General features: G+C 73.1%; 25 protein-coding genes and 1 riboswitch. Of the genes, 9 read left to right on the top strand and 16 right to left on the bottom strand.

Going from position 1 to position 26162, the window contains the following annotated elements; translation table 11 throughout:
- The first annotated feature begins 8 nt into the window (after positions 1-8).
- The gene (locus ACIBK5_RS38305) at positions 9-1001 is read left to right on the top strand and encodes an aldo/keto reductase family protein (protein ID WP_399027221.1); all 993 of its coding nucleotides are present in this window, start codon (positions 9-11) and stop codon (positions 999-1001) included.
- Positions 1002-1090: 89 nt separating this feature from the next.
- Positions 1091-1906, top strand: coding sequence for an SDR family NAD(P)-dependent oxidoreductase (locus ACIBK5_RS38310; RefSeq protein WP_399027224.1), 816 nt, complete (start codon positions 1091-1093; stop codon positions 1904-1906).
- Positions 1907-1957: 51 nt separating this feature from the next.
- Here the strand turns inward: ACIBK5_RS38310 and ACIBK5_RS38315 are convergent, their stop codons facing one another.
- Entirely contained in the window at positions 1958-2533 is a 576-nt protein-coding gene (locus ACIBK5_RS38315; protein ID WP_399027226.1) for a MarR family winged helix-turn-helix transcriptional regulator, read from the bottom strand.
- Between the two features lie 92 nt (positions 2534-2625).
- On the opposite strand from ACIBK5_RS38315, the gene ACIBK5_RS38320 reads away from it, so the two are divergent.
- Positions 2626-4257 carry an MFS transporter gene (locus ACIBK5_RS38320; protein WP_399027227.1) on the top strand — a complete coding sequence of 544 codons (1632 nt, stop codon included), beginning with the start codon at positions 2626-2628 and terminating at the stop codon, positions 4255-4257.
- A gap of 292 nt (positions 4258-4549) precedes the next feature.
- On the opposite strand, the gene ACIBK5_RS38325 is transcribed toward ACIBK5_RS38320, so the two are convergent.
- The 6 genes from ACIBK5_RS38325 to ACIBK5_RS38350 form a co-directional block, all read right to left on the bottom strand.
- Complete coding sequence (locus tag ACIBK5_RS38325; RefSeq protein WP_399027228.1) at positions 4550-5176, bottom strand: YigZ family protein; 627 nt, start codon at positions 5174-5176, stop codon at positions 4550-4552.
- A gap of 48 nt (positions 5177-5224) precedes the next feature.
- Complete coding sequence (locus ACIBK5_RS38330; RefSeq protein WP_399027230.1) at positions 5225-5770, bottom strand: SixA phosphatase family protein; 546 nt, start codon at positions 5768-5770, stop codon at positions 5225-5227.
- The gene (locus ACIBK5_RS38335; protein ID WP_399027231.1) at positions 5767-6558 is read right to left on the bottom strand and encodes a hypothetical protein; all 792 of its coding nucleotides are present in this window, start codon (positions 6556-6558) and stop codon (positions 5767-5769) included. Before ACIBK5_RS38335 ends, ACIBK5_RS38330 begins: the two co-directional genes overlap by 4 nt.
- Before the next feature lie 73 nt (positions 6559-6631).
- Positions 6632-7447, bottom strand: coding sequence for an ABC transporter ATP-binding protein (locus ACIBK5_RS38340; RefSeq protein ID WP_399027233.1), 816 nt, complete (start codon positions 7445-7447; stop codon positions 6632-6634).
- The gene (locus ACIBK5_RS38345) at positions 7444-8409 is read right to left on the bottom strand and encodes a FecCD family ABC transporter permease (protein WP_399027335.1); all 966 of its coding nucleotides are present in this window, start codon (positions 8407-8409) and stop codon (positions 7444-7446) included. Before ACIBK5_RS38345 ends, ACIBK5_RS38340 begins: the two co-directional genes overlap by 4 nt.
- A 44-nt stretch (positions 8410-8453) precedes the next feature.
- Positions 8454-9413: an ABC transporter substrate-binding protein gene (locus ACIBK5_RS38350; RefSeq protein WP_399027337.1), complete on the bottom strand. Its 960-nt coding sequence runs from the start codon at positions 9411-9413 to the stop codon at positions 8454-8456.
- Positions 9414-9539: 126 nt separating this feature from the next.
- Positions 9540-9729, bottom strand: a riboswitch (cobalamin riboswitch).
- 81 nt (positions 9730-9810) lie between these two features.
- Here ACIBK5_RS38350 and ACIBK5_RS38355 point away from each other — a divergent pair.
- Positions 9811-10218 carry a CoA-binding protein gene (locus ACIBK5_RS38355; RefSeq protein WP_399027235.1) on the top strand — a complete coding sequence of 136 codons (408 nt, stop codon included), beginning with the start codon at positions 9811-9813 and terminating at the stop codon, positions 10216-10218.
- Positions 10219-10254: 36 nt separating this feature from the next.
- A complete protein-coding gene (locus tag ACIBK5_RS38360; protein ID WP_399027237.1) occupies positions 10255-11478 on the top strand; it encodes a 4-hydroxybenzoate 3-monooxygenase in 1224 nt (407 codons plus the stop codon).
- A 1-nt stretch (position 11479) separates the two neighbouring features.
- Here ACIBK5_RS38360 and ACIBK5_RS38365 read toward each other — a convergent pair whose 3' ends face one another.
- On the bottom strand, positions 11480-11839 hold the full coding sequence (locus ACIBK5_RS38365; RefSeq protein WP_399027239.1) for an ArsR/SmtB family transcription factor: 360 nt from the start codon (positions 11837-11839) through the stop codon (positions 11480-11482).
- A gap of 62 nt (positions 11840-11901) precedes the next feature.
- On the opposite strand from ACIBK5_RS38365, the gene ACIBK5_RS38370 reads away from it, so the two are divergent.
- A complete protein-coding gene (locus tag ACIBK5_RS38370; protein WP_399027241.1) occupies positions 11902-12936 on the top strand; it encodes a cation diffusion facilitator family transporter in 1035 nt (344 codons plus the stop codon).
- 1 nt (position 12937) lies between these two features.
- Here the strand turns inward: ACIBK5_RS38370 and ACIBK5_RS38375 are convergent, their stop codons facing one another.
- Positions 12938-13495, bottom strand: coding sequence for a YbaK/EbsC family protein (locus ACIBK5_RS38375; RefSeq protein WP_399027243.1), 558 nt, complete (start codon positions 13493-13495; stop codon positions 12938-12940).
- 42 nt (positions 13496-13537) lie between these two features.
- A complete protein-coding gene (locus ACIBK5_RS38380; protein WP_399027245.1) occupies positions 13538-14110 on the bottom strand; it encodes a helix-turn-helix domain-containing protein in 573 nt (190 codons plus the stop codon).
- A gap of 97 nt (positions 14111-14207) precedes the next feature.
- Here ACIBK5_RS38380 and ACIBK5_RS38385 point away from each other — a divergent pair, with 97 nt between their 5' ends.
- Entirely contained in the window at positions 14208-15065 is an 858-nt protein-coding gene (locus ACIBK5_RS38385; protein WP_399027247.1) for a DMT family transporter, read from the top strand.
- Between the two features lie 2 nt (positions 15066-15067).
- On the opposite strand, the gene ACIBK5_RS38390 is transcribed toward ACIBK5_RS38385, so the two are convergent.
- Positions 15068-15865: an acyltransferase gene (locus ACIBK5_RS38390; protein WP_399027249.1), complete on the bottom strand. Its 798-nt coding sequence runs from the start codon at positions 15863-15865 to the stop codon at positions 15068-15070.
- Between the two features lie 113 nt (positions 15866-15978).
- On the opposite strand from ACIBK5_RS38390, the gene ACIBK5_RS38395 reads away from it, so the two are divergent.
- Positions 15979-16506 carry a gamma carbonic anhydrase family protein gene (locus tag ACIBK5_RS38395; RefSeq protein ID WP_399027339.1) on the top strand — a complete coding sequence of 176 codons (528 nt, stop codon included), beginning with the start codon at positions 15979-15981 and terminating at the stop codon, positions 16504-16506.
- A gap of 53 nt (positions 16507-16559) precedes the next feature.
- On the opposite strand, the gene ACIBK5_RS38400 is transcribed toward ACIBK5_RS38395, so the two are convergent.
- The 4 genes from ACIBK5_RS38400 to ACIBK5_RS38415 all read right to left on the bottom strand — a co-directional run bounded on the left by ACIBK5_RS38400 (position 16560) and on the right by ACIBK5_RS38415 (position 24225).
- Positions 16560-17198 carry a DedA family protein gene (locus ACIBK5_RS38400; protein ID WP_399027251.1) on the bottom strand — a complete coding sequence of 213 codons (639 nt, stop codon included), beginning with the start codon at positions 17196-17198 and terminating at the stop codon, positions 16560-16562.
- Between the two features lie 71 nt (positions 17199-17269).
- Positions 17270-19657 (bottom strand): phosphoketolase, encoded by a 2388-nt coding sequence (locus tag ACIBK5_RS38405; RefSeq protein WP_399027253.1) that lies wholly within the window; start codon positions 19655-19657, stop codon positions 17270-17272.
- Between the two features lie 112 nt (positions 19658-19769).
- Positions 19770-22259 carry a beta-glucosidase gene (locus ACIBK5_RS38410; protein ID WP_399027255.1) on the bottom strand — a complete coding sequence of 830 codons (2490 nt, stop codon included), beginning with the start codon at positions 22257-22259 and terminating at the stop codon, positions 19770-19772.
- Between the two features lie 124 nt (positions 22260-22383).
- The gene (locus ACIBK5_RS38415; RefSeq protein ID WP_399027257.1) at positions 22384-24225 is read right to left on the bottom strand and encodes a ricin-type beta-trefoil lectin domain protein; all 1842 of its coding nucleotides are present in this window, start codon (positions 24223-24225) and stop codon (positions 22384-22386) included.
- 351 nt (positions 24226-24576) lie between these two features.
- Between ACIBK5_RS38415 and galU the strand changes: the two genes are divergently transcribed.
- Positions 24577-25542 (top strand): UTP--glucose-1-phosphate uridylyltransferase GalU, encoded by a 966-nt coding sequence (galU, locus tag ACIBK5_RS38420; RefSeq protein WP_399027259.1) that lies wholly within the window; start codon positions 24577-24579, stop codon positions 25540-25542.
- 66 nt (positions 25543-25608) lie between these two features.
- Here galU and ACIBK5_RS38425 read toward each other — a convergent pair whose 3' ends face one another.
- Complete coding sequence (locus tag ACIBK5_RS38425; RefSeq protein WP_399027261.1) at positions 25609-26061, bottom strand: DUF4442 domain-containing protein; 453 nt, start codon at positions 26059-26061, stop codon at positions 25609-25611.
- Between the last annotated feature and the right edge of the window lie 101 nt (positions 26062-26162).

Here is a 26162-nt window from a genome sequence, read left to right on the forward strand (position 1 = left end):
GACAGCACATGGAGTTCCGCCGGCTCGGCCACAGCGGCCTCGTGATCAGCGAGATCGCCTACGGCAACTGGATCACCCACGGTGCCCAGATCGACGAGGAGGCCGCGCACGCCTGTGTGCGCGCCGCGCTCGACGCGGGCATCACCACGTTCGACACGGCCGACGTGTATTCCGAGACCCGGGCCGAGACCGTGCTCGGCAAGGCGCTCGCCGGTCAGCGGCGCGAGGGCCTCGTGCTCGCCACCAAGGTGTGCCACCCGGTGGGGCCGGGACCCAACGACCGCGGCCTGTCCCGCAAGCACGTCGTCGAGGGCTGCAAGGGGTCGCTGCGCCGGCTGGGCACCGACTACGTGGACCTCTACTACGCGCACCGCTACGACCCGGCCGTTCCGCTCGAGGAGACCATGCTCGCCTTCGCGGACCTGGTCCGCTCCGGCAAGGTCCTCTACATCGGGGTGAGCGAGTGGACCGCCGAGCAGATCAGCCGCGCCGCCGGCCTCGCCAGGGAACTGCGCGTCCCGCTGGTGGCCAGCCAGCCGCAGTACTCCATGCTGTGGCGGGTCATCGAGTCACAGGTCGTGCCCGCGTGCGAGCGGGAGGGACTCGGCCAGGTCGTCTGGTCGCCGCTGGCCCAGGGCATCCTGAGCGGCAAGTACCTGCCCGGCGCCGCGGCACCCGCGGGTTCCCGGGCCGACGCCGAGGCCGGCAAGGGCTTCGTCGACATGCTGGTCGGCCACTGGATGAACGACGAGGGGGCGCTGCGGGCCGTCCAGGAGCTGGGGCCGGTCGCCTCCGACCTCGGGCTGACGATGAGCCAGCTCGCCGTCGCCTGGGTCCTGAACAACCCCTCCGTCTCGGCGGCCATCATCGGCGCGAGCCGTCCCGAGCAGGTCAAGGAGAACGCCGCGGCTTCCGGTGTGCGCCTGGAGCAGGCTGTGCTGGACCGTATCGACGAGATCCTCTCGGCGTACATCGTGCGGGACCCGGCGAGGACGGGCTGACCACTGCCGCGGGGCCGCCCGGGCGCCCGGGCGGCGAGCGGGCGACACGGACGGGGGCCGACAGCACGGGAGAGAGGAGCGTGAACGGCGTGGACGACACGGACGGTCTGGGCGGCACACAGGGGGTGGGCCGTCCCGGGGCCTCCGGAAGGGCGGTGATCGTGACCGGCGGCAGCCGGGGGCTCGGGCGGGAGACCACGCTCCGGCTCGCCGCGCAGGGGTGCGATCTCGCCGTGTGCGGCCGCGACGCCGCCTCGTTGAAGGACGTGGCCGAGGAGGTGCGTGCCCGGCACGGGCGCACGCTCCGCACGGAGCGGCTGGACGTGCTCGACGAGTCCGCCCTCACCGCGTTCGTACGGGAGTCGGCCGCCCGGCTCGGCCGGGTGGACGGCCTCGTGACCGTCGCGGGCGGGGCGCGCGGCGCGGACCTGCGCGAAACGGAGGCGTCCGACTGGGACCTGACGTGCCGACTGAACGTCACCCATCCGGCGATCGCCCTGCGCGAGGCGGCCGACCAGCTGGCCGGGACCGGGGGCAGTGCCGTGCTGGTCTCCTCCGTCTCCGGCTGGAAGCCCGCCCCGCCCGCGCAGTACGCGGCGGCCAAGGCCGCGCAGATCCACATGGCCGCCTCCCTCGCCCGTGAGCTGGGGCCGCGAGGGGTCCGGGTCAACTCCGTGTCGCCCGGCTCGATGCTGATCGAGGGCAAGGGCTGGGCCAGGCTCCGGGACGAGGATCCCCGGGCCTACCGGGCGTTCGAGAAGGAGTTCCCCGGCGGCCGTCTGGTCGATCCGCGGGACGTGGCCGAGGTGATCGCCTTCCTGCTGTCGGACCGGGCACGGGCCGTCAACGGCGCGAACATCCCGGTGGACGGCGGCCAGAACGCGCCGAGCGCCTACGGCTACTGAGCCGTCCCCGGCCGGGAACAGGGCGATGTTCCCGGCCGGGGACGCCGGGGCTCAGCCTTCCAGGCCCTCGTGCCCCACGTGGGAGACCCCCCGCACATCCAGTTCGTCCTGCACGTCGTCGAGCAGCTCGCGCAGCAGCTCGGCGAGTGCTTCGCGCCGCTGCGGGCCCAGGCGTTCCAGGAGCTGTGCCTCGCGGGCGAGCACCCGGTCCACGGTGCGCTCCACCAGCTCGTGTCCGGCCGGGGTCAGTTCGACCAGGACCGCGCGGCTGCGGCCGGGGGCGGGGCGGCGGGTGACCAGTTCGTCGCGCTCGGCGCGCGCGACCCGCTGCGAGATGGCCCCCGCGGTGACCAGGGAGTGCGCCGCGAGGTCCCGGGTGCTCAGGGTGTAGGGCGGCCCGCCGCGGCGCAGCACGCTGAGCAGGTCCAGAGTGGCCGGGTCGACCCCCGCCTCGGCGAGCACCCGTCGGCGGTCGTCGCCGAAGTGCTTGGCGAGCTGCCAGATCCTCGTGACCACACCGATGGAGCCCACCGGAGTCTGGGGCCGCTCGCGGCTCCAGGCGGCCGCGATGGCGTCCGCCGGATCGTCTCCCGCCGGCCTGCGATCGCTTTCCTCTGATGCCCTCATGAGCTCACCCTCCACACTGACCTGCTATATTTAGATCTGAATTTAGCACTAAACATGCGCGCTTCGGCGCACCGTCGAAACCGAGTGGTGATATGCGCACAGAGACACGGAAAGCGAGCCCGAAGGCCGGGGCGGAGGCCGGGGCCGCCACCGCGACCGGCCCTCCCCGGGCCACCGGGCGGGACTGGGCGGGACTCACCGTGGTCCTGCTCGCGATGTTCATGAGCCAGATCGACATGTTCATCGTGAACGTCGCGGCTCCGGGGATCCAGGCGGACCTGAACGCTGGGTTCGGCCAACTCCAGTTCGTCATCGACGGTTACGTGATCGCCTACGCAGCGGGCATGGTAACCGGCGGCCGGCTCGGCGACCGGATCGGCCGCAAGCGCGCCTTCCAGTACGGGGTGGCCGCCTTCACCCTGACCTCCCTGCTGTGCGCGCTCGCGCCCAGCCCGGCCACGCTGATCGCGGCCCGGGTCCTGCAGGGCCTGTCGGCCGCCGTGATGACTCCGCAGGTGCTCTCCCTCATCCGGGCCGTCTTCGTGTACGAGCGCGACCGGGCCCGGGCTGTCGGGGCCTACGGTGCCTCCATCGGCGCGGGCGTCATCGCCGGCCTCGTCGGCGGCGGCCTGCTGCTCGACCTCGACGTGGCCGGTCTGGGCTGGCGCATGATCTTCCTGATCAACGTGCCGATCGGCGCGGCGATCCTGTGCGCGGCCGTACCCGCCGTCACCGAGAGCCGCAGCGCCGACCTGCCGCGACTCGACATCGCCGGCGCCGTCTTCACCGCCGTGCTGCTGCCGCTCGTGCTCATCCCGCTGATCCTCGGCGGTGAGCACGGCTGGCCCTGGTGGACGTACGGCTGCTTCGCGCTCAGCGCGGCCGGTGCCGTGGCCTTCCTTCGCTGGGAGCGCCGGACGGAGGACCGGGGCAACGACCCGCTGCTGCCGAGCCGGCTGCTGCGGGCCAAGGGCTTCCCGCTGAGCATGGGCACCGTGCTGCTGTTCTTCTCCGGCAACGCCGGGCTGTTCCTGGTCCTCACCTACCACCTCCAGTCGGGCCTCCGGCTGACGCCGCTGGCCGCGAGCATGGTCTTCGTGCCGCTCGGCCTCGGCTTCATCGCCGCCTCGGCGGCCTGCCGCAGGCTCGCCGCCCGGTTCGGCATCGGGGTGTCGGTGGCGGGCGGGCTCGTCATGGCGGTCTCGCTCGCGGCCGTGCCCGCCGTCACGGGCCTGGACGGCACCAGCCAGGCGATCGGGCTCGCCGCGGTGATGGGCGTCTCCGGATTCGGGCAGGGCCTGGTCGTCGCGCCCCTGGTGGACACCGTCCTGTCCCGGGTCCACCCGGATGACGCCGGCGCCGGATCGGGTGTGCTGAACACCGTCACCCAGGCGGGAATGGCCTTCGGTGTAGCGGTCATCGGGGCCCTGTACCGCGGCTTCCTGGGTACCAATCCACAAGCGCCGGGTCCGAACACCGGCATGGCCGACTTCGCGGAGGCCTTCGACCTCACCGCGTACGTCCTCGCGGCACTCGCGGTCGGCACCGCACTGCTCGCCGTGCGGCTGGGCCGCGTCCCCGCCGGCGCACAGGCGGCGGGAGCGGATGCCGAGGATGTCCGCGCCCGGGACGATCGCCCCGCCGTGCACCCGGACGAGCTCGCGGGCGCCGACGCGCACCGCAGCGACAGCGACGCCGGCCGCGTCCGCCGCACGGACCGGTAGCCTCCACCCGCGGCAGACGGCCCGGCCGAGGCGGCGGAGCAGGTCCCCGCGTGCGACGGCCCCGGCAGTGCTCCGCGGGCCGTCGCTCGGCCGCCGGGCCGGCCTCGGGCGGCAGCGGCAGCGGCAGCGACATCCGCCACACGGACCGACAACCTCCGCCCGCAGCCCCCCGTACACCGAAACCGCCCCTTCACCGGCCCGGCCAAGGCAGTAGAGAACGTCCCCGCGCGCCACGGCCCCGGCAGTGCTCCGCGCGCCGTCGCTCGGCCGCCGGGCGGCGGCCGACCGCGCGTCAGGCGTCGCCGTACGCCTCCCCGCCCGGTTCGAACCCGGCCGTCCCGGCGGTCGTGTCGGCGAGCCACGCCCGGAAGGCGTCCACATCGGCGTCCGGGAGGGCCAGTTCGATCGTGACCGCCTCGCCGTAGCGCACGTCCCGCACCTCGCGGCCGGTGGTGCGCAGGTCGTTCTCCAGTTTGCCCGCCCGCAGGTGGTCGACGGTGACGGTGGCCAGGCGGAACCTGCGGCGGGTACGCGAGCCGAGGGTGTCCAGGGCCTCGCCGACCGCTCCGCCGTACGCCCGGATGAGGCCGCCGGCGCCGAGCTTGACGCCGCCGTAGTAGCGGGTGACGACGGCGACGACGTACCGCATGTCACGGCGCATCAGCATCTGCAGCATGGGGACGCCGGCGGTGCCGCCGGGTTCGCCGTCGTCGCTCGCCTTCTGGACCGAGGCGTCGGCGCCGATGACGTAGGCCCAGCAGTTGTGGCTGGCGGCGGCGTGCTCCTTGCGGACCGTGGCGATGAATTCCTGGGCCTCCTGCTCGGTGGCCGCCGGGGCGAGGGCGCACAGGAAGCGGGAACGGTTGACCTCGGTCTCGTGCACGCCCGAGCGGGCGACCGTGCGGTATTCGTCCTGCATCCGTCCAGCCTATGCGGGCGCCCGGCAGCGGCCCGGACCGGTCCGCGGCTACTTCTCCTTCCGGCCCCGGGGCACGATCACGGACGTGAGCAGCGCGGTGCCGGGGGTGAGGGACCGCCAGGTCATGCCGCGCCAGGACAGGACGGCGACCGCCGAGGTGGGGAACTTCGTACGGACCCGCTCCAGGGTGTCGTCGAGGCCGTCGGCGGCGAGCGCCAGGACCAGTTCCTCCAGGCCGGGGTTGTGCCCGATCAGCAGCAGCGTCTCGACCTCGGGTGGCACCTCGTGCGCGACGGCGAGCAGGCCGGAGGGGCCGGCGGCGTACAGCCGCCGGTCGTGGCGGACCGGCGGGGGCGTGCCCCACTGGCCGGCGGCCAGCTCCCAGGTCCGGCGCGCGCGTACGGCGGTGGAGCACAGCGCGAGGTCCGGCAGGCAGTCGGCCTCGGCCAGGGCGCGCCCGGCGGCGGGGGCGTCCCGGCGGCCGCGCGGGGCGAGGGGGCGTTCATGGTCGGCGACGTCCACGGGCCAGGCGGACTTGGCGTGCCGCAGGACGACCAGGCGGCGCAGTGGGCCGGCTCCGGCGCGCTCGATCATGACGGGAATCCCAGCTCGCGGGTGAGGTCGAGGCCGAGGAGCCGGTCGGCGTACGCGTACGTCTCGAAGCGCGCGCCGTCGGGCAGCTCCGGCTCGTTCTCGACATGGCGCAGGACGTCCAGGACCCGGGGCACGTCCAGGTCGTCCTCCCAGGCGTCACGCAGCCGCCCGCGCACCTCGTCGGGGACGGGCCGCGAGGGCCGCCGGGCCCAGCGCGCGACCGCACCGCGCCACCGGGCGAGGGTGCCCCGGGCCTCGTCGAACGCCGCCGCCTCCAGCAGGGCCGGGGCGCTGTGGTGCCGGGCGAGGAGGGCGAGGCGCAGGACACCGGGGTCGATGCCGGTGCCGTCCGGTGTGCCCGGGTTCCCGGGGTGCGCGGGGGCACCGTCTATGTGCGCGGGGGCGACCTCGATCCGTACACCGCCGGTCGCCGCCCCGCCCTCGACGGCCACATGGATGACCTGGGCCTCGCCCAGCCCGGCACTCACGTCGGGGCTGTCCTCGAACGGCCGGATGCCGAGGGCGGTGGCCTGCGACCGCAGCTCGGCCTGTCGTCGTCCTCCGGTCAGCAGCGCCCACACCGGGGTGCCGCCGAGTTCCAGGGCCCGGACGAGCAGGTCCGCGACGAGCAGCACCCGGAGGTTCGTCGTGTCGAAGCCGGGCGCGTGCACCTCGACACGGGTCAGGCCCCGGCGGGCCGGGGCGGCGTCGACCGGCTCGCCGGTACGGGCGTCGATGATGCGCAGCACGAGGCGAGCGTAGGCGTGCGGGCGGGCACACGCAGGCATGTTTGGCGATTTCCGGCCACCGTGGCGGGAATCGCCCCACCAATGGCGTGCCCGCCACGCGGGCCGGCGGGCCTCAGGCCAGCGTGCCCAGGAAGCGCACATGAGGCCGCTGTTCGGGCCCCTCACGGCTGACGGCGGCCCGCACCCCGTACACCTCCGCGATGAGCTCCTCCGTGAGGACGTCCCCCGGAGCACCGCCCGCCACGACCGTCCCCCCGCGCAGGACGACGACCCGGTCGCAGTACATCGCCGCGAGGTTGAGGTCGTGCAGCGCGACGACGGTGGTGACCGGCAGACCCGTGACCAGGGCGAGCAGGTCCAGCTGATGGTGGATGTCGAGGTGGTTGGTGGGTTCGTCCAGGAGGAGTTCCCGGGGTTCCTGCGCGAGCGCGCGGGCGATCTGCACCCGCTGGCGTTCGCCGCCCGAGAGGGTGTGCCAGGGCTGGCCGGCCCGGGCGGCGAGGCCGGTGCGCTCCAGGGCGGCGTGGATCGCCCGCTCGTCGTCCGCCGAGGCGGGTGTCCAGGCCCGGCGGTGCGGGATCCGGCCCAGCCGTACGACGTCCAGCACCGTCAGCTCGACCTGGGTGTCGGCCTGTTGCTCGACCGTGGCGAGGCGGCGGGCGACGGTACGGCGGGGCAGGTCGCCCAGCGGGGTGCCGTCGAGGGTGACGACTCCGGCGGTCGGTGTGAGCAGCCCGGCCAGCAGCCGCAGCAGCGTGGACTTGCCGGAGCCGTTGGGGCCGAGGACGCCGACGGTGGTGCCGGGTTCGGGCGCGAGGACGACGCCGTCGAGGATGAGGCGCCCGTCGGTACGGCGGCTGACCCGGTCCGCCCGGAGCCCGGCAGCCCGCACCGGCTTTTCCGTCTCACTGACGTGTGTCCCGGTCATCGCACCCTCCGCGTCCGGTAGAGCACCGCCACGAACGCCGGCACCCCGATCAGCGAGGTCACGACCCCCACCGGCACCTCCTGCGGATCCAGGACCGTACGGGCCAGGGTGTCGACCCAGACCAGGAACACCGCGCCGGCGAGGGCGGTGACCGGCAGCAGCCGGGCGTGCCCGGGTCCGGCCAGGGCCCGGGCGGCGTGCGGCAGGACCAGCCCGACGAAGCCGATCGCCCCGGCCGAGCTGACCAGCGCGGCCGTGAGCAGGGCCGTGACACACAGCAGCACCAGGCGGGTGCGGGCCACGGACACCCCGAGCGCGGCCGCCGCGTCCTGCCCGAAGGCGAAGGCGTCGAGGGTACGGGCGTACGACAGGCACACCACCAGCGCCACGGCCAGGACGGCGAAGCACAGCCACACATCGGTCCAGCCGGCGCCGCCGAGCGAGCCCAGGAGCCAGAACAGCACGCCCCGGGTCGTCTCGGCGTCGGCGGCGGTCAGTACGACGAACGAGGTCAGCGCGGAGAAGAGCTGCATGGCGGCGACGCCCGCGAGGACGACCCGGTCGGTGGTGTCGCCGAGGGTGTGGCTGAGCAGCAGGACCAGCGCGAAGGAAACCAGGGCTCCGAGGAACGCGCCCGCGGACACCGAGACGACACCGCCACCCACGCCCAGCACGACGATGACGACCGCGCCGGTGGAGGCGCCCGAGGACACCCCGAGCACGAACGGGTCGGCCAGCGGGTTGCGCAGCAGCGACTGCATCACCGCTCCGCACACGGCGAGGCCGGCCCCGCAGACGGCCGCGAGCAGGGTGCGCGGCAGCCGCAGCTGCCAGACGATGCCGTCCCGGATCGGCGTCAGGTCGGAGCTGCCGATCCCGAGGTGGGAGGCGACGACGGACCAGACGTCCCCGACCCGGATGTCGGCCGGTCCGATGGTGATCGCCAGGGCCACGGAGACCATCAGCAGCAGGGCGCCCGCGACACCGAGCGCCGGTCCGCGGAGGGTCACTTCACGAGCCCGAACTCACGCAGTCCGGCCGCGACCTTCTCCACGCCCTCGACCGTGCGGATGGTCGGGTTCATGGCCTGCCCGCTGAGCAGCACGTACCGCTTGTTCTTGACGGCGTCCATGTTCTTGGTGGCCGGGTTGGACTCCAGGAAGGCGATCTTGCGCTTCGCCGACTCGGCGGTCTCCGAGTCGCGGGTCAGATCGCCGATGACCAGGACGTCGGGGTTGCGGTCGGCGACCGTCTCCCAGTTGACCTGCGGCCATTCCTCGTGCGTGTCGTCGAAGACGTTCTTGGCGCCGAGGGCGCGGGTCATGATGCCGGGCGCTCCGCAGCAGCCCGCCAGGTAGGGCGACTCGGAGTTGGCGAACCAGTACATCAGGGAGACGTCGGAGGCGTCGACGCCCCGCGTGGCCTTCTTCATCCGCTGCTGGAGGGAGGCCACGAGCTTGTCACCGCGGTCCTTGACTCCGAACACGGTGGCGAGGTCCCGCACCTCGCCGTAGACGGCGTCGATGTCCAGCGGCTTGTCGCGCTTGCCGTCGCCGCCGCCCGAGTTGTCCTTGCCGGCGCAGTCGGACGGGGAGACGTAGGTGGGCACGCCGAGCTTCTCGAACTGGTCGCGGGTGGCGACGCCGCCCTTGCCGAGGGTGGAGACGAAGGACGCGGCGACGAAATCGGGCTCGGAGTCCAGGACCCGTTCGAAGGAGGGGTTGTTCTCGGCGATGCGCGGCACCTTGGCGTTGGCCTTCTCCAGCCCCTTCATCACGGGGTCGGTCCAGGTGGCCGTGCCGGCTATCCGGTCGGCGAGGCCGAGGGAGAGCAGGATCTCGGTGGTGCCCTGGTTGAGGGAGACGGCGTGCTTGGGCGCCTTGTCGACCCGGACCTTCCGGCCGCAGTTGTCGAGCGTGACGGCGGCCTTCGTGGCGGTGGGCTTCGAGTCCCCGCAGCCGGTCATGAGCAGGGAGCAGGCCGCGAGCAGGACGGCGGCACGGGCGGGTCGGGCGAGGGGCAAGGAAACCAGTCCTCAGACGTCGAGGGCCCGATCGCGGAGCCCGGTCGTACGGTGCTCCCCCACCGCCGGCCGGCCGCGGGGGCCGCCAGCAGGTCTTCGGACTCGGGTTCACCCGGTGCGGGGCGCCTTCCCGTACGACGTCCAGCCGTACAGTGGCCGCGGCCCCGCCCGTCCCCCTCACCGCTGCGCGTCAGTTCCGGATTCGCACCGGATTCCCTGACCCACGTACATGGGTTCGACTGGCCTCGGCAAGCTATCACGGAGGGTTCGGGGGAATCACAGCGCACCCTGCCTCGTTGCCCGGACAGCAGCTTTTCCACGACTGACGAGGAGGCCGCCGGTGTACGGCGACGACGCAACGGTCCGCAGGATCCTCACCGAGCTCGGCGACACCTGGGCCGTGGTGGGCCTGTCGTCGAACCGGCAGCGCGCGGCGTACGGCGTCGCCGCCGTGCTCCAGCGGTACGGCAAGCGCGTCGTGCCCGTGCACCCCAAGGCGGAGACCGTGCACGGCGAGCAGGGGTACGCGAGTCTGGCGGACATCCCCTTCGACGTGGACGTCGTGGACGTGTTCGTGAACAGCGACCTCGCCGGAGCGGTCGCGGACGAGGCGGTCGCGAAGGGCGCGGGGGCGGTGTGGTTCCAGCTCGGTGTCGTCGACGAGGCGGCGTACGACCGCACCCGGGCCGCCGGTCTGGAGATGGTGATGGACCGCTGCCCGGCGATCGAGATCCCGCGGGTCGGGTAAGGGTCACGACCGTCGCGCCCCCTCCATAATGAGCGCATGACCCACGCCTCCCCGCCCGCGGACACAGGCTCCCCCGGACGTTTCCCGGTCGTCGTCGTGGGCGCCGGTCCCGCCGGGCTGACCGTCGGCAACATCCTGCGGGCCGCCGATGTGGACTGCCTGGTGCTGGAGACCGAGACCCGGGAGTTCATCGAACAGCGGCCCCGGGCCGGGGTCATCGAGGAGTGGGCCGTACGCGGCCTGGAGAAGCGGGGCCTCGCCCGGAACCTGCTGGACCGCGCGGAGCTGCACACCGCGTGCGAGTTCCGCTTCGACGGGGAGCGGTACCGGTTCCACTACGGCGAGATGACGGGCAGTCATCACTTCGTCTACCCGCAGCCGTTGCTGGTGACGGACCTGGTGCGCGAGTACGCCGATGTGCGGGGCGGTGAGATCCGCTTCGGAGTCCGGGACGTGGAGCTGCGCGACCTGGACACCGACCGGCCGTCCGTGTCGTACACCTGCCCGGAGACGGGTGAACAGCGGGTCGTGCACTGCGATTTCGTCGCCGGCTGCGACGGGGCGCGCGGAGTGACGCGGGCCGCGCTGCCCCCGGAGCGGGTCCGGGTCGCACGGCACGACTACGGCATCGGCTGGCTGGCGCTGCTCGCCGAGGCCCCGCCGTCCGCCGACTGTGTGCTGTTCGGCTGTCACGAGAACGGCTTCGCGGGCCAGATGCCCCGCAGCCCGGAGGTGACCCGCTACTACCTCCAGTGCCCGCCTGGGGACGACCCGGAGAACTGGCCGCACGAGCGCGTCTGGGCGGAGCTGCGGCAGCGGCTCGGGGCCGCCGGTGTGCCGCCGCTGACGGAGGGGCGGCTGATCGAGAAGCGCGTGCTGGACATGCACGACTACGTGGTCGAGCCGATGGTGCACGGTCGGCTCCATCTCGCGGGCGACGCGGCGCATCTGGTCGCCCCCATCGCGGCCAAGGGCATGAACCTCGCCCTGCACGACGCCTTCCTGCTCGGTGACGCCCTGGTGGCGCGCCTGACCACGGGTGACGACAGCGGTCTGGCCGGCTATGCGCAGGCGTGCCTGCGGCGCGTGTGGGACTACCAGGAGTTCTCGCAGTGGCTGTCCGAGGTGTACCACGGCACGGCGTCGGGCGACCCGTTCCGCGCGGGCACCACGCTCGCCCGGCTGCGCCGCCTGTTCACCTCGCCCGTGGCGGCCGCGGCCTTCGCCGAGCAGTATCTGGGGACGGCCGCGCGGTACTGACTCAGTCGTGCGGGGGGCGGTCGCTGAGGCGGTGGTCGGCCACGTTCAGTGCCTCGTCCACGAGCCGGCGCAGATGGCCGTCGCGGAGTGAGTAGATCACGCGGCGGCCTTCTTTGCGGGTGTCCACCAGGCCCGCGAGACGCAACCGCGCCAGGTGCTGACTGACGGCGGGCCGGGCCGCCCCGCACGCCTCGGTGAGGGTCGTGACGTCGGCCTCTTCCCTGGTCAGTGCGTGCAGCAGGGCGAGCCTGGTGCGGTCGCCCAGAAGGGCGAGGAGTTCGGCGGCGAGCGCGAACTGTTCCTCGCCGGGGCTGCGCGGGTGCGCACCGTGCGCAGGTGACAGGTGCATGCGTGCGCTCATACGCACATAATGACCCTGTGGGCGTGTGCACGTCCACTCCCGCGCACCGGAAGGGGACGCACGTGAGCGACCGGCACCAGCACACCCACCCGCACGGCCACGGACACAGGCACGGCATTCGCCACCGCCTGGCCCACCTCCTCACCCCGCATTCCCACGAGACGGCCGACAAGGTCGACTCCGCCCTGGAGTCCTCGGCCCGGGGGATGCGGGCGCTGTGGGTCTCGCTCGCCGTGCTGGGCGTGACAGCTCTGGCCCAGGCGCTCGTGGTGGCCGTCTCCGGCTCGGTGGCGCTGCTCGGGGACACCGTGCACAACACCGCGGACGCCCTGACCGCGGTACCGCTCGGGATCGCCTTCGTGCTGGGCCGCCGCGCGGCCACCCGCCGGTTCACCTACGGCTACGGGCGGGCCGAGGACCTGGCGGGGCTCGTGATCGTGCTGACGATCGCCGCGTCCGCCGCCTTCGCGGGATGGACCGCGATCGACCGCCTCCTCGACCCGCGCCCGGTCCAGCACGTCCCGGCGGTCGCCGTGGCGGCCCTCGTCGGGTTCGCGGGCAACGAGTGGGTGGCCCGCTACCGCATCCGCGTCGGCCGCGCGATCGGCTCGGCCGCGCTGGTCGCCGACGGGCTGCACGCCCGCACCGACGGCTTCACCTCACTGGCCGTGCTGCTGGGCGCCGGCGGCTCGGCCCTGGGCTGGCAACTGGCGGACCCGATCGTGGGGCTGGCGATCACGGCGGCGATCGCGCTGGTGCTGCGGGACGCGGCACGGGAGGTGTTCCGGCGGGTGATGGACGCGGTCGACTCGGCCCTGGTGGACCGGGCCGAAGCCGCCCTGACCGAGGTCCCCGGGGTGCGCGCGGTGGGCGAACTGCGGCTGCGCTGGATCGGGCACCGGCTGCGCGCCGAGGTCGCGGTCGTGGTGGACGGCACCGTGACGGTCCGCGAGGCCCACCGCATCGCCGTCGACGCCGAGCACGCGCTGCTGCACGCCGTGCCCCGCCTCACCGCCGCCCTGGTCCACGCCGACCCGGCACCGGTCCCGGGCGAGGCCGACCCGCATCTCGTACTGGCCCACCACACGCCGGCGTAGCTCAGGAGACCCCGAGCCCCTCCAGCACCACGGCCCCCGGCAGTTCCGCGAACGCCTTGCCCGGGACCAGCAGTTTGCCGCGCCGCCGGCCGCTGCCGACCAGCACGTACGGCAGGTCGACGACGGCCGCGTCCACCAGCACGGGCCAGCCGTCCGGCAGTCCGAGCGGGGTGATGCCGCCGTACTCCATGCCGGACTCGCCGGTCGCCGTGTCCATACCGGCGAACGAGGCCTTGCGGGCGCCCAGTTGACGGCGCACGACGCCGTTCACGTCGACCCGGGTGGTGGACAGTACGACGCACGCGGCGAGTGTGGTCTCGCCGGCGCGCTTGCCCGCCACCACCACGCAGTTCGCGGACCGTTCCAGCAGGTCCCGTCCGTAGTGCTCCACGAAGACGGCGGTGTCGGCCCACTCCGGGTCGGTGTCGACGTAGACGATCTGGTCGGCGGGGACACTGCCCGGCCAGTGACGTACGGCGTCGGCGACGGGGCGGGTGAGTTCGTCCAGGCAGGCGGGGGCCGGACGGGCGTCGTCGAAGTGTCCGATGGGTGCGCGCATGGCCGCACGCTAACAACAGCGGACCGCCTCCCGCCGGGCGTCTCAGGACACGGGCGGCACCGAGACAGCCATGATCATCTGCATCGGCACCTCGCCGGTGTTGCCGTACACGTGCGGGACGTTGGCCTCGAAGTGGACACTCGAGCCCGCGGGCACGCGGTACTCGACACCGTCGGCGGTGAGCGTCAGCTCCCCGGCCGTGACATGCAGCAGTTCGGTCGTGCCGGCGGGGTGCGGGTCCGAGGGGCTGCTCTCGCCCGGCATGAGCCGCCAGTCCCACATCTCCAGCGGGCCGGGCGCCTCGGTGCCCGCGAGCAGCCGGTTGTAGCTGCCGGCCTCGGTGTGCCACAGCCGTACGGTCTGCTCGGCGGGGACGATGTGGACGTTCGGGCCCTTCTCGTAGTCGAGCAGGGTGGTGATGCTGATGCCGAGCGCGTCGCCGATCTTGACGACGGTGCCGAGGCTGGGGTTGGTGCGGGCCTGCTCGATCTGGATGAGCATGCCGCGGCTGACGCCCGCCCGGGCGGCGAGCACGTCCAGGGTGAAGCCGCGCACCGCGCGCCAGTGCTTGACGCTGCGCGCCAGGGACTGGGTCAGCAGCTCGAGGTCCGACACATTCCATCCAATATTTTGCATTACACAGTGCAGCGGATTGCACTACGGTGTGGTTGACCAACTCGTTCACTGAACTGTACTGCGAGGCTTCCGCACCATGACAGCGCTCTTCGCCCTGGCCACCAGCCTGCTGTGGGGGCTGGCCGACTTCGGCGGCGGGCTGCTGACCCGGCGCACGCCCGCGCTGACGGTGGTCGTGGTCTCGCAGTCGATCGCGGTGATCGTGCTCGGCGCGGTCGTGGTGGCGACCGGCGGCTGGAGCGAGGCGGGGCCGCGGCTGTGGTTCGCCGTGGCGGCCGGACTCGTCGGGCCGGTGGCGATGCTCGCCTTCTACAAGGCGCTCGCGCTGGGCCCGATGGGCGTGGTCTCACCGCTGGGTTCGATCGGCGTGGCCGTGCCGGTCGGCGTCGGCCTGCTGCTGGGCGAGCGCCCCGGCCTGCTCCAGTTCGTCGGCATCCTGGTCGCCGTAGCCGGTGTCTGTCTCGCCGGCGGACCTCAGTTCCGCGGCGCCCCGGTCCAGCGTCAGGCCATCGCCCTGACCCTCCTCGCGGCGTTCGGCTTCGGCGCGGTGATGGCCCTGATCGCCGAGGCGTCGACCACACTCACGGGACTCTTCCTCGCGCTGTTCGTGCAGCGGGTGACGAACGTGACCGCCGGAGGAATCGCGCTGCTGGTGTCGGTGCGGCGCGGCTCACCGGCCCTCCCCGCGGACGGCTTCCCCTGGGCCTCGCTGCCCGCGCTCGCCTTCGTCGGCCTCGCGGACGTCGCCGCGAACGGCACCTACTCGATCGCCGCCCAGCACGGCCCGGTCACCGTCGCGGCCGTACTCGCCTCCCTCTACCCGGTGGTGACGGCCGTGGCCGCGCGGGGCCTCCTGCGCGAACGGCTGCGGGCGGTCCAGGCCGCGGGTGCGGGCCTTGCCCTGGTGGGGACGGTCCTGCTGGCGTCGGGCTGAGGTCAGGTCCCCGGCGTCGGCTCCGCGAGATCGGCCGCCGCCCCCTCGTCCAGCTCGGCCAGCCGGGCCGCCGTCTCCTCGTCCAGGTCCGAGAGCGCGCGCAACTGCTCGGGCGTGACGCCCTCCGGTATCGGCACCGGCGGCGGGGTGCGCAGCGGCGGCTGCCAGCCGTCGGCGGGGGTCCAGCGCCGTACGACACGGGCCGGCGCGCCCGCCACCACGGCGTGGTCGGGCACCGCGCCCCGGACGACCGCGCCCGCGGCCACCACCACGTTCCGCCCGATCCGGGCGCCCGGCAGGATCACCGCGCCGGTGCCGATCCAGCAGCCTGGCCCGATCTCCACCGGCTCCATCCGCGGCCACTGCCTGCCGATGGGCTCGTGCGGGTCGTCGTAGGAGTGGTTCGTGGACGTGACGTAGACGTACGGACCGAAGTAGCAGTCGCTGCCGATGGTGACCGTCGTGTCCGCGATGACATGGCTGCCGCGGCCGAGGACGACGCCGTCGCCGAGGCGCAGGATCGGGTCGGGGCCGAGGTCGAGGTCGGGCATCAGGCCCGCCGTGAGGGTGACCTGCTCGCCGATGATGCAGTGGGAGCCGAGGTGGATCCAGGGCTCGCCGAAGACGGTGCCGAGCGGGAAGGCGAGTCTGGTACCTGTTCCGATGGCTCCGAAGCGGTGGCGCCCCGGGTGCTCGGCCGTGACGGAGCCCGTGCGCTGCGCCCAGGCCCAGCCCGCGTGGACGGCGCGCTGCGCGAGGCCCCGCCGCCAGGATGAGAACGTGTTCTTGCGCTTCGGCACGAGGGTCACGGTACTCAGCGGTAGCTGAACGCGCGGCGTCGGAGGCCTGTGATCTTCGCCCCACCGGGTGTCGTACGGTTTGCGCGTTGTCTACGACGTTTCTGGAGGCGGACATGACACAGCGGGCGATGATCACGGGGATCGGCGGCAGGGAGCCGCGGGTCGATCCGGAGGCGTTCGTGGCGCCGACGGCTTCGGTGATCGGGGGCGTGACGCTGGGTGCGGGGGCGAGTGTCTGGTACGGGGCCGTGCTGCGCGGTGACGTCGAGTCGATCTCGGTCGGCGCCAGCAGCAACGTCCAGGACAACTGCACGCTCCACGCCGACCCGGGGTTTCCCGTGACGGTGGGTGAGCGGGTGTCCATCGGGCACAACGCCGTGGTGCACGGGGCGACCGTCGAGGACGACTGTCTGATCGGCATGGGGGCGACCGTGCTGAACGGGGCCGTGATCGGGGCCGGGTCTCTTGTCGCCGCGCAGGCGCTGGTGCCGCAGGGGATGGTCGTGCCGCCCGGCTCCCTCGTCGCCGGGGTGCCGGCCAAGGTCAAGCGACCGTTGACGGAAGAGGAGAAGCAGGGGGTGCCCCTCAACGGCACGATGTACGCCGAGTTGGCCAAGGCGCATCGGGATGTGCACGCGTAGGTCGACCGGCGGGTGCGGCACGGTGGGGGCTGATCGCGCAGTTCCCCGCGCCCCTAAAGAACCTGCGGCTGCGCCGCTTCCCGGTTCTGGCCTGCCTTCTTCGCCTTGCGCTTGATCACCAGCATGGACGTGACGCCGACGAGGACCGCCGCCACCAGGCCCAGCCACGAGAAGCGCTTCAGCCAGGACTCGGCGACGATGCCGACGTAGTAGATGACCGCCGTCGTGCCGCCGGCCCAGACGATGCCGCCGAGGACGTTGGCGATCAGGAACTTCCAGTAGGGCATGCGGAGCACGCCGGCGAGGGGGCCCGCGAAGATACGGAGGAGGGCGACGAAGCGGCCGAAGAAGACGGCCCACATGCCCCACTTCTCGAAGGAGCGCTCGGCGGTGGCGATATGGCCCTCGCTGAAGTGCCTGGGGAACTTCTTGCCCAGCCAGGCCAGCAGGGGCCGGCCGCCCTTGCGGCCGATGGCGTAGCCGATCGAGTCGCCGATGATCGCGCCGGCCGTGGCGCAGGCGCCGAGGACGACGGGGTCGATGTCACCGTGCTGGGAGGCGAGCAGCGCGGAGGAGACCAGGATGATCTCGCCCGGCAGCGGGATGCCCAGGCTTTCCAGGCCGATGACCACTCCCACCAGCGCGTAGACGGCGACGGCGGGTACGGTTTCGAGCCACTCCTGGACGTGCAACGCGGGTTCCTTTCCCTGAGCTTCCCTGCGGGCACGGGAAGCCTACCGGGTTGCAGGACGTGCTCCGCGGCTCAGGCGTTCCACGTCCACTCGGCGACTTCGGGCAGGTCGGTACCGTGCTCGCGGATCCAGTCGTGGTGGCGGGTGCGGGCGTCGGCCATCCGCTGGCGTACGGCCGTGGCGCGCACCGCGAGGCCCGGGACGCGGTCGATGACGTCCATCACCAGGCGGTAGCGGTCGAGGTCGTTGCGGACGACCATGTCGAAGGGCGTGGTCGTGGTGCCGGACTCCTTGTAGCCCCGCACGTGCAGGTGCTGGTGCCCGGCGCGGCGGTAGGCGAGGCGGTGGATCAGCCAGGGGTAGCCGTGGTAGGCGAAGATCACCGGCTTGTCGGTGGTGAACAGGCCGTCGTACTCGAAGTCGCTCATGCCGTGCGGGTGCTCCTCCTGCGGCAGCAGCCGGGCCAGGTCCACGACGTTGACGACGCGGACCGCCAGGTCGGGCAGGTGCCGGCGGAGCAGGTGCGCGGCGGCCAGGACCTCCTGGGTGGGGACGTCACCGGCGCAGGCCAGCACCACGTCGGGTTCCCGGAGGCCGTCCTCGGTGCCCGCCCACTCCCAGATGCCGGCGCCGCGGGCGCAGTGCACCCGGGCCTCGTCCATCGACAGCCAGTCGAAGCAGGGCTGCTTGCCGGCCACGACGACGTTGACGTAGTCACGGCTGCGCAGGGCGTGGTCCGCGACGGACAGCAGGGTGTTGGCGTCCGGCGGGAGGTAGACCCGGACGACCTCGGGGCTCTTGTTGAGGATGTGGTCGACGAAGCCGGGGTCCTGGTGGGAGAAGCCGTTGTGGTCCTGCCGCCACACATGCGAGGTCAGCAGATAGTTGAGGGAGGCGATGGGGGCCCGCCACGGCAGTCGGCGGGAGGTGCGCAGCCACTTGATGTGCTGGTTGACCATCGAGTCGACGATGTGCACGAACGCCTCGTAGCAGGAGAACAGCCCGTGCCGACCGGTGAGCAGATAGCCCTCCAGCCAGCCCTGGCAGAGGTGTTCGGAGAGGATCTCCATCACCCGGCCGTGCCGGTCCAGGTGCTCGTCGACGGGCAGCGTCCCGGCCTGCCAGGTCTTGCCGCTGGCCTCGAAGACGGCCTGGAGCCGGTTGGAGGCGGTCTCGTCCGGGCCGACCAGGCGGAAGTCGCGGCGGTCGGCGGTGTCCCGCATGACCTGGGCGAGGAGGTCGCCCAGGACCCGGGTGGGCTCGTGCGTGGTCGTGCCCGGTTTGTCGACCGGGACGGCGAAGTCGTCCAGGGGCGGGACCGGCAGGTCGCGGAGCAGCAGTCCGCCGTTGGCGTACGGGGTGGCGCCGAGCCGCCTGGTGCCCTCGGGGACGCAGTCGAGGACGTCCGCGACCGGGCGGCCCTCGGCGTCGAACAGTTCCTCGGGCCGGTACGAGCGCAGCCAGGCCTCCAGCTGCCTCAGGTGCTCCGGGTTGTCGCGGACGCCGGCCAGCGGCACCTGGTGGGAGCGCCAGGTGTTCTCGACCGGTTCGCCGTCCACCTCGGCCGGGCCGGTCCAGCCCTTCGGGGTGCGCAGCACGATCACCGGCCACCGCGGGCGTTCGGTCACGCCCTCCTCGCGGGCGGCGCGCTGGGCGCCGGCGATCCGGTCGAGCGCGGTGTCCATCGCCTCGGCCATCGCGCGGTGGACGGCGGCCGGGTCGTCGCCGGCGACGTGGATGGGCTCGTGGCCGTAGCCGCGCAGGAGGGCGTGGAGTTCCGTCTGCGGGAGGCGGGACAGCACGGTCGGGTTGGCGATCTTGTAGCCGTTGAGGTGGAGGATCGGCAGGACGGCACCGTCGTGGACGGGGTCGAGGAACTTGTTGGCGTGCCAGGAGCCGGCGAGCGGGCCGGTCTCCGCCTCGCCGTCGCCGATCACGCAGGCGACCAGCAGGCCCGGGTTGTCGAGGGCGGCGCCGTAGGCGTGGGCGAGGGAGTAGCCGAGTTCGCCGCCCTCGTGGATCGAGCCGGGGACCTCCGGGGCGACGTGGCTGGGCACGCCGCCGGGGAACGAGAACTGCCTCATCAGCAGCTCCATGCCCGGCGCGTCCCGCGTCGCGTCCGGGTACTTCTCGGTGTAGCTGCCCTCCAGCCAGGAGTTGGCGAGGACCGACGGGCCGCCGTGGCCGGGCCCCCAGATGCAGAGGGCGTCCAGGTCGTGTGCCTTGATGACCCGGTTGAGATGGGTGTACACGAGGTTGAGCCCGGGTGAGGTGCCCCAGTGCCCCAGCAGCCGGGGCTTGATGTGCTCGGGCCGCAGCGGCTCGGTCAGCAGGGGGTTCGCCAGCAGATAGATCTGACCGGCCGCCAGGTAGTTGGCGGCCCGCCAGTGGGTGTCCAGCCTGCGCAGTTCCTCGTCGGTCGGTGCGGTCCTGGTGTCCTGGCGCGGGGCCTCGGGCATGAGTGACTCCCTGGGTTCTGCGGGCGGCCTCAGGAGGAGTACCAGTTTGTTCCGGTTCGATGCCAGGCGCCTGTCGGCCATGCGGTGCGGGCCGCTCGGTACCCGCCGGGTTTCAGCCGCCCACCCGTACGCTCGTCCGCAGCCGCAGGTCGCGTGACGAGGCCCCGACCCACAGGGTGCGGTGGCCGGTGCCGAGCACCCAGTCGTGGACCTTCGGGTCCCAGGAGGACAGGGTGCGCGGCTCGACGCGTACGGTGGCACGCCGCTGTTCGCCCGCCCGCAGGGAGAGCCGCCGGTACCCGGCCAGGACGCGTACCGGCTGGTCGAGCCGGAGGTCCGGGGCCGGTCCCGCGTACACCTGCGGCACGGCCACGCCGTCGCGCGGGCCGGTGTTGCGGACGGTGAAGGCGACGTCGAGGCCGTCGGCCGTCCAGCGTGCGTCCGGGTCCTCGTAGGCGAAGGTCGTGTACGACAGTCCGTGGCCGAAGGGGAACAGCGGCGCCACGTCCTCGGCGTCGTACCAGCGGTGGCCGACGTGGACGCCCTCCGTGTACCGCTCGGTGCCGTCCACGCCGGGGTAGCGGCGGGGATCCCCGGCGACGGGGTGGTGGCCGTCGTCGGCGGGGAAGCTCTGGGTGAGACGGCCGCCGGGATCGCGCTCCCCGAACAGGACGGCGGCGGTGGCGGCCGCGCCCTCCTGGCCCGGGTAGTACATCTGGAGCACGGCACCGGTGCGCTCCAGCCACGGCATCGACGTGGCGGAGGAGGTGTTGAGGACGACGGTGGTGCGCGGGTTGGCCGCCGTCACGGCCTCGATGAGCCGTTCCTGGTTGCCGGGGAGGGCGATGGTCGTACGGTCCTGGCCCTCGATGGCGTCCTCGTAGGCGAACAGGACGACGTCCCGGGCGGCGCGGGCGGTCCGTACGGCCTCGGCGACGTCCTGGGCGCGGGTCTCGGAGGTGATGCGGCGCAGCCGGAACAGCTGGCCGGTGTCTCCGCCCTGTGCGGTGACGGACAGCCGGTGCGGTCCCCCGGCCGGCTTCAGGGTCCTGCGGCGCACGGACAGGCCGTCGGCCGCGTGGGTGAGCAGGCCGCCCATGAAGTACTCGTCCCAGCCGGGCACCAGGGGGAACAGTTCCTCACCGTCGAGGAGGACCTTAGGGCGGAGCGGGGGCGTGCCGGAGTAGTGGAGGACGAACGTCCAGTCGTCGCCGGCCTCCGCGTCGGTCACCGTGAGGGTGCCGTCGTACGTCCAGGTCCGGCCGGCGTCGACGCGCTGGGCCTCGGTGTCGAAGGCGGGGTCGAGCGCACTCGCCGGGAGTGGCTTGCCGAAGGCGTCCTCGCCGAGCGCGTAGGTCACCCGTGCGGCGCGCGACCGGATGACGTCGAGGGGGCCCTCGGCGTGCTCGGGCACGACGTGGGCGCTGCCGCCGCCGCTGACCAGGGGCCGGACCCCGGTCGGCCCGATCACCGCCACGCTCCCGCCGCCGGTCAGGGGCAGGGTGCCGTGTGCGTTGCGGAGCAGGGTGGCGCCCGCCTCGGCGACCTCGCGTGCGACGGCCGCGCCGGCCTTGGCGTCACGGTCCGGGCGGGGCGGGACGGTGCCGCCGAGCAGCCCGAAGCGGTCCATGACGGTCAGGACGCGGCGCACGGCCCGGTCGACGTACCGTTCGGGCACGCCGCCGTCCCGCACGGCCGCGGTGAGCGGCGTGCCGAAGTGGGTGCCGTCGGGCATCTCCATGTCGAGGCCGGCCAGAAGCGACCGGCGCGTGCTGTGCGCGGCGGACCAGTCGGTCATGACCCAGCCGGTGAAGCCCCAGCGCTCGCGCAGGACACCGGTGAGCAGCTCCTCGTTCTCGCAGGCGAAGGTGCCGTTGACCTTGTTGTACGCGCCCATCACCGCGCCGGTGCCGGCCGCGACGGCCGCTTCGAAGCCGCGCAGCTCGGTCTCGTGCAGGGTCCGTTCGTCGACGCGTACGTCGACGGAGGTGCGGTCGCGCTCCTGGTTGTTGAGCGCGAAGTGCTTGACGGTCGCGATGAGCCCCTCGCCCTGGATGCCCTCGATCTCGGCGGCGACCAGGTGGGCGGAGAGCAGCGGGTCCTCGCTGAAGGTCTCGAAGTTGCGGCCGGCGTACGGGGTGCGGATGAGGTTGACCATCGGGGACAGCAGCACGTCCTGGCCGAGGGCGCGGCCCTCCCGTCCGATGACCTGGCCGTAGCGCCTGGCCAGGTCGGGGTCGAAGGCGGAGGCCAGCAGGACGGGGGCGGGCAGGGCGGTGGCATGCCGGGTGACGCGGACACCGGCGGGGCCGTCGGCCAGACGCAGCGGCGGGATGCCGAGCCGTGCCACTCCGGGGACGTAGCCCGCCTGGCCTAGCGGGCGCGGGTCGGTGGCGCCGTGCAGCAGGGAGATCTTCTCGTCGAGGGTGAGCCGGGCGAGCAGCCCCTCGACGCGGGCGCCCGCGCCCCGGCCGAGTCCGTCTCTCGCGTGAGCACGGGAAGCCGGGGCGAAGCCGCCGGTGGCCGCCGCGACCACGGCGACCGCTCCACCGAGCAGACGAAGGGCGGACCGCCGGGGGAACCGGGAGACGGTGTCGGTCATGAACGCACTATGCGTCAGGCCCGCCTTCGCCTTCCGCCGGACACCCGGTCAGGTCGGGTGAACCTCTTCCCTAGAACCGACGCCGGGGTCACCCGGCCGGGTGAGCGGGCCGATGCCCCCGGCTCTACGGAAGCGTCACGGCATGCAGCGTCAGCGCGGTCCTTGCCACGACGGTGGTCGCTCTCCCCAGTACGTCGGGGCCGGGGGCGGCCGTGTCGTCGGGGGCCGGGCCCGGGTCGGGTTCGTCGCAGCAGGTCACCTGGGCGAGCCGTGGCTCGTAGCGGTCCGGCGGGAGTTGCCGCTCGGACGTGGCCCTCGGAGACCGGGGCGGGTGGGCCGAGGGGGCATCTGCGTACGGCCCCTTCTTCTCCTGGTGCTTCTCCCTCGGCACGACCGGGGAGTCCTGGGGCCGCTTCTGCCGGGACTCCCCCGCATCCTCGCGGGCGACCGCCGGTTCCAGGGCCCAGCGCTGTGCCCCGGATCCGTCGCGCCCAGTGACGATCACATGCCGGCCCTTGCCGGGGACGACGGCCAGTCCCTTGCCGCCGCGCGGCAGGAGTTCGCCGCGCACGGTCAGGTCGTAGCGCACCACCCCGGCGTGCACGAGGCACCCGGTCAGGCCGACCGATCCCTCTCCAAGGTCGGAGCCGAGGCAGAGCGTCGGGTCGGCGGCGCTGCGCAGCAGGCCGTCGTCCTGGTACGACCACTGCGGAGACCCGTCGGAGCAGGCGGTCAGCACGATACGGGCGTCGGCCCGGACCCGGCCGCCCCGGACGTCGAGGCACAGTCCGGCGTCGAGGTTGCGCAGCCGCCCACGGGCCACTTCGGCGGGGTTGCCAGCGGAGGCGGCCGACGGGGCGCCGGCCGGGGACGAATCCGTGGACGGGGATCCCGCACCCCCCGGGTCGACGGAGTGGCCGCTGACCGCGCCCCAGGTGGCCTGAGGATCGGCGGTACCGCCCTCCTCCGACCAGCCCCGCGCGGCGAGCAGCGTCGCGAGCAGCACAAGGGAGGTCAGCCCGACAGCGGCGGCCAGCGCTTTCGTATGTCTCCTCGAAGGCCCGAGGCGGCCGCCCGCCGGCAGGACGTGGGCCCGCAGGCGGTGGCGGCCACCGGCCGGGTGTGCGGGAAGGGCGTTCGGGCCCTCGTCGCGGCCCGGCCGCGACGCGAGATAGCGGCGGGCACCCCAGCCGAGCACGGTCTCGACGAGCAGGTCTTCCAGACCGCCCTCGAAGTGGCTGAGTTGCTCGGCGGCGTGACGGCAGTAGCGGCAGGCCATGAGATGCCGTTGCACATCGGGCAGCAGAGCCCCGCCGCGGCGCATCGGAACGTCCAGCAAGCGGTTGTAGTACCGGCATTCCTGAGTCGGCGCGAGTTCCCGGTGCGCCCGTACGCACCCCGCCCGGAATTGCTCGCGCGCCTGCTCCAGAGCGGCCGACGCGACACGGGGGTCCACGCCCAGCAGACCGGCCGGTACGGATATGGGTTCGGCCTCGACCTCCGTGTGCCAGAGCAGGCATTGGGAAGCCCCGGGAAGGGCCCGGAATGCGCGTTCCGCGAGTCGCCGCCTTTCGGGCGTCATGGACCGGGCGGCGCGCAGCCCGCGGGCACCGACGGGTTTGCGGAGTTCCGGCAGCACGCCGGAAATGCCGTCGTCGGCGGCCCACTCCCCCACCGTGTCCCGCACGGCCGCGAGCAGGCGCGGACGCAGGGCACCCCCGCCCGGCCCGGCGAGTTCCCGGCGGAATGCGGCCGCGGCCGCCATGGACGCCGAATCCGCCGAGGACGCCAGACAGATCACGGCGTACTCGTAGACGGCCCGCCAGTGCCGCGAGAGCAACAGCGCGACGGCGCGCGGGCCTTCACCTGGTTCGCCGACCCGGGCGAGAAGATTGCGGTCGGACTCCGCGGGCCCCGCTCCGGGTCGCGGCGGGTACGGCGGGCGTGGGGGGTACGGGGATTGCACTGAACCATTTCCTTCCAGCCGCAGGACGGCATGCGAATTGCGCGTCCGTCGGAAAGCAGGTGCGTGCTTGGTGCATACCTTTGCCGCGTCAGCCGCGGACTTGGGTGTGAGGCGGCTCACTTTCGCACATGCGACTCACAGGTAACAAGGAGTTCGGATGACCCGAGTTCAAAACGACGGCAATTCAGATATGTTACCGGCGGTATCCGCACCGGCATTCGAAAACCGCATCGTGGAGAGCTTCAAGTTGTGTGCACGCAAAGGCGGTTGGCACACGAAATCTCCAACTCCACAGCGCGCTCCCACGTGACTCCAGGCGCGCTCTCAGCTCGGCGGGTCAGCATGGGCCGCATGATCGCCCCCCACCCTTCCGCCCCGGCCACACCCACCCGGACCCCCCGCGCCGTCCGCAAGGCGGTCGTCCCGGCCGCCGGCCTCGGCACCCGCTTCCTGCCCGCCACGAAGGCGACGCCCAAGGAGATGCTGCCGGTCGTCGACAAGCCGGCCATCCAGTACGTCGTCGAGGAGGCGGCAGCGGCGGGCCTCGACGACGTCCTGATGGTCACCGGCCGGCACAAGCGGGCCATCGAGGACCACTTCGACCACGCCTTCGAACTGGAGCAGGCCCTCGCCGCCAAGGGCGACACCGTACGGCTGGACGCGGTGCGCGACCCCTCTCAGCTGGCGAGCATCCACCACATCCGGCAGGGCGACCCGCTCGGCCTCGGCCACGCCGTCCTGTGCGCCCGCAGGCACGTCGGCGACCAGCCCTTCGCGGTCCTCCTCGGCGACGACCTGATCGACCCGCGCGAGACGCTGCTCAGCCGGATGCTCGACGTCCGCGACCGCCGCCTCGGCAGCGTGGTCGCCCTGCTGGAGGTCCCGCCGGAGCAGATCCACCTCTACGGCTGCGCCGCCGTCGAACCGACCGGCGAGGAGGACGTCGTCCGTGTCACCGGCCTGGTCGAGAAGCCGGCCCGGCAGGACGCGCCCAGCCGCTACGCCGTCATCGGGCGCTACGTCCTCGACCCGGCCGTCTTCGGCGTCCTGGAGCGCACCCCGCCGGGCCGGGGCGGGGAGATCCAGCTGACCGACGCCCTCCAGGAGCTGGCCGCGGGCGGCACGGTGCACGGGGTCGTCTTCAAGGGCCTGCGCTACGACACCGGCGACAGGGCGGACTACCTGCGCACGGTGGTGCGGCTGGCCTGCGACCGGCCCGACCTGGGGCCGGAGTTCGTGGCATGGCTCAAGGGGTTCGTCGCGGAGCTGGACGGCGCGCAGCCCTCGTCCCCCGCGCGGCGGCACATCGCCGCCTGAGGCAACGCGAGGGCCCCGGCCCGGGGTTCACCCGCCGGCCGGGGCCTCAGCCGCGCGACAGCGCGCTCAGCCGTTGGGGCGCAGCGTCCAGACGACCGTCATCTCACCGGTCACGGCACCGTCGGCCCGCTGGATGGCGATGGCCACCGGAAACTCGGGGCGCCCGCCGGCGTCCAGTTCGGCGACGACCTCCGTGGCCGGGCGGCCGAGGGTCGCGGTCGCCGTGACCGCGCCCATCGCCAGCTTCTTGTAGGCGATCTCGGCGCTGACGGCGAGCGGCACGGCACGCGAGAGCTGGTCCCCGAACGCGGCCAGCACGATCGCCCCGCTCGCGGACTCGCCGAGCGTGAACATCGCGCCGGCGTGCGGCCCGCCCACGTGGTTGTGGTAGTCGCTCTGGTCCGGCAGGGACACCACGGCCCGCTCCGGCGTGGTCTCGAGGAACTCGAGGTTCAGGGTCCGGGCCATGGGCACCGTGGCGGCGAGCATCTCGCCGATGGACATCTGGTCTGCGCTCATACCCGCATGTTACTCACGAGTAGAGGCGGCTGGAAAGAGCGTGTGACGACCGCCGCACCGGTCCACTGCACCCCGGTTCGCGGCGCATCGTCCCCGCGTTG

This window comes from Streptomyces sp. NPDC050546 (genome assembly GCF_044457425.1).
In the GTDB taxonomy this organism is placed as follows: Bacteria; Actinomycetota; Actinomycetes; order Streptomycetales; family Streptomycetaceae; genus Streptomyces.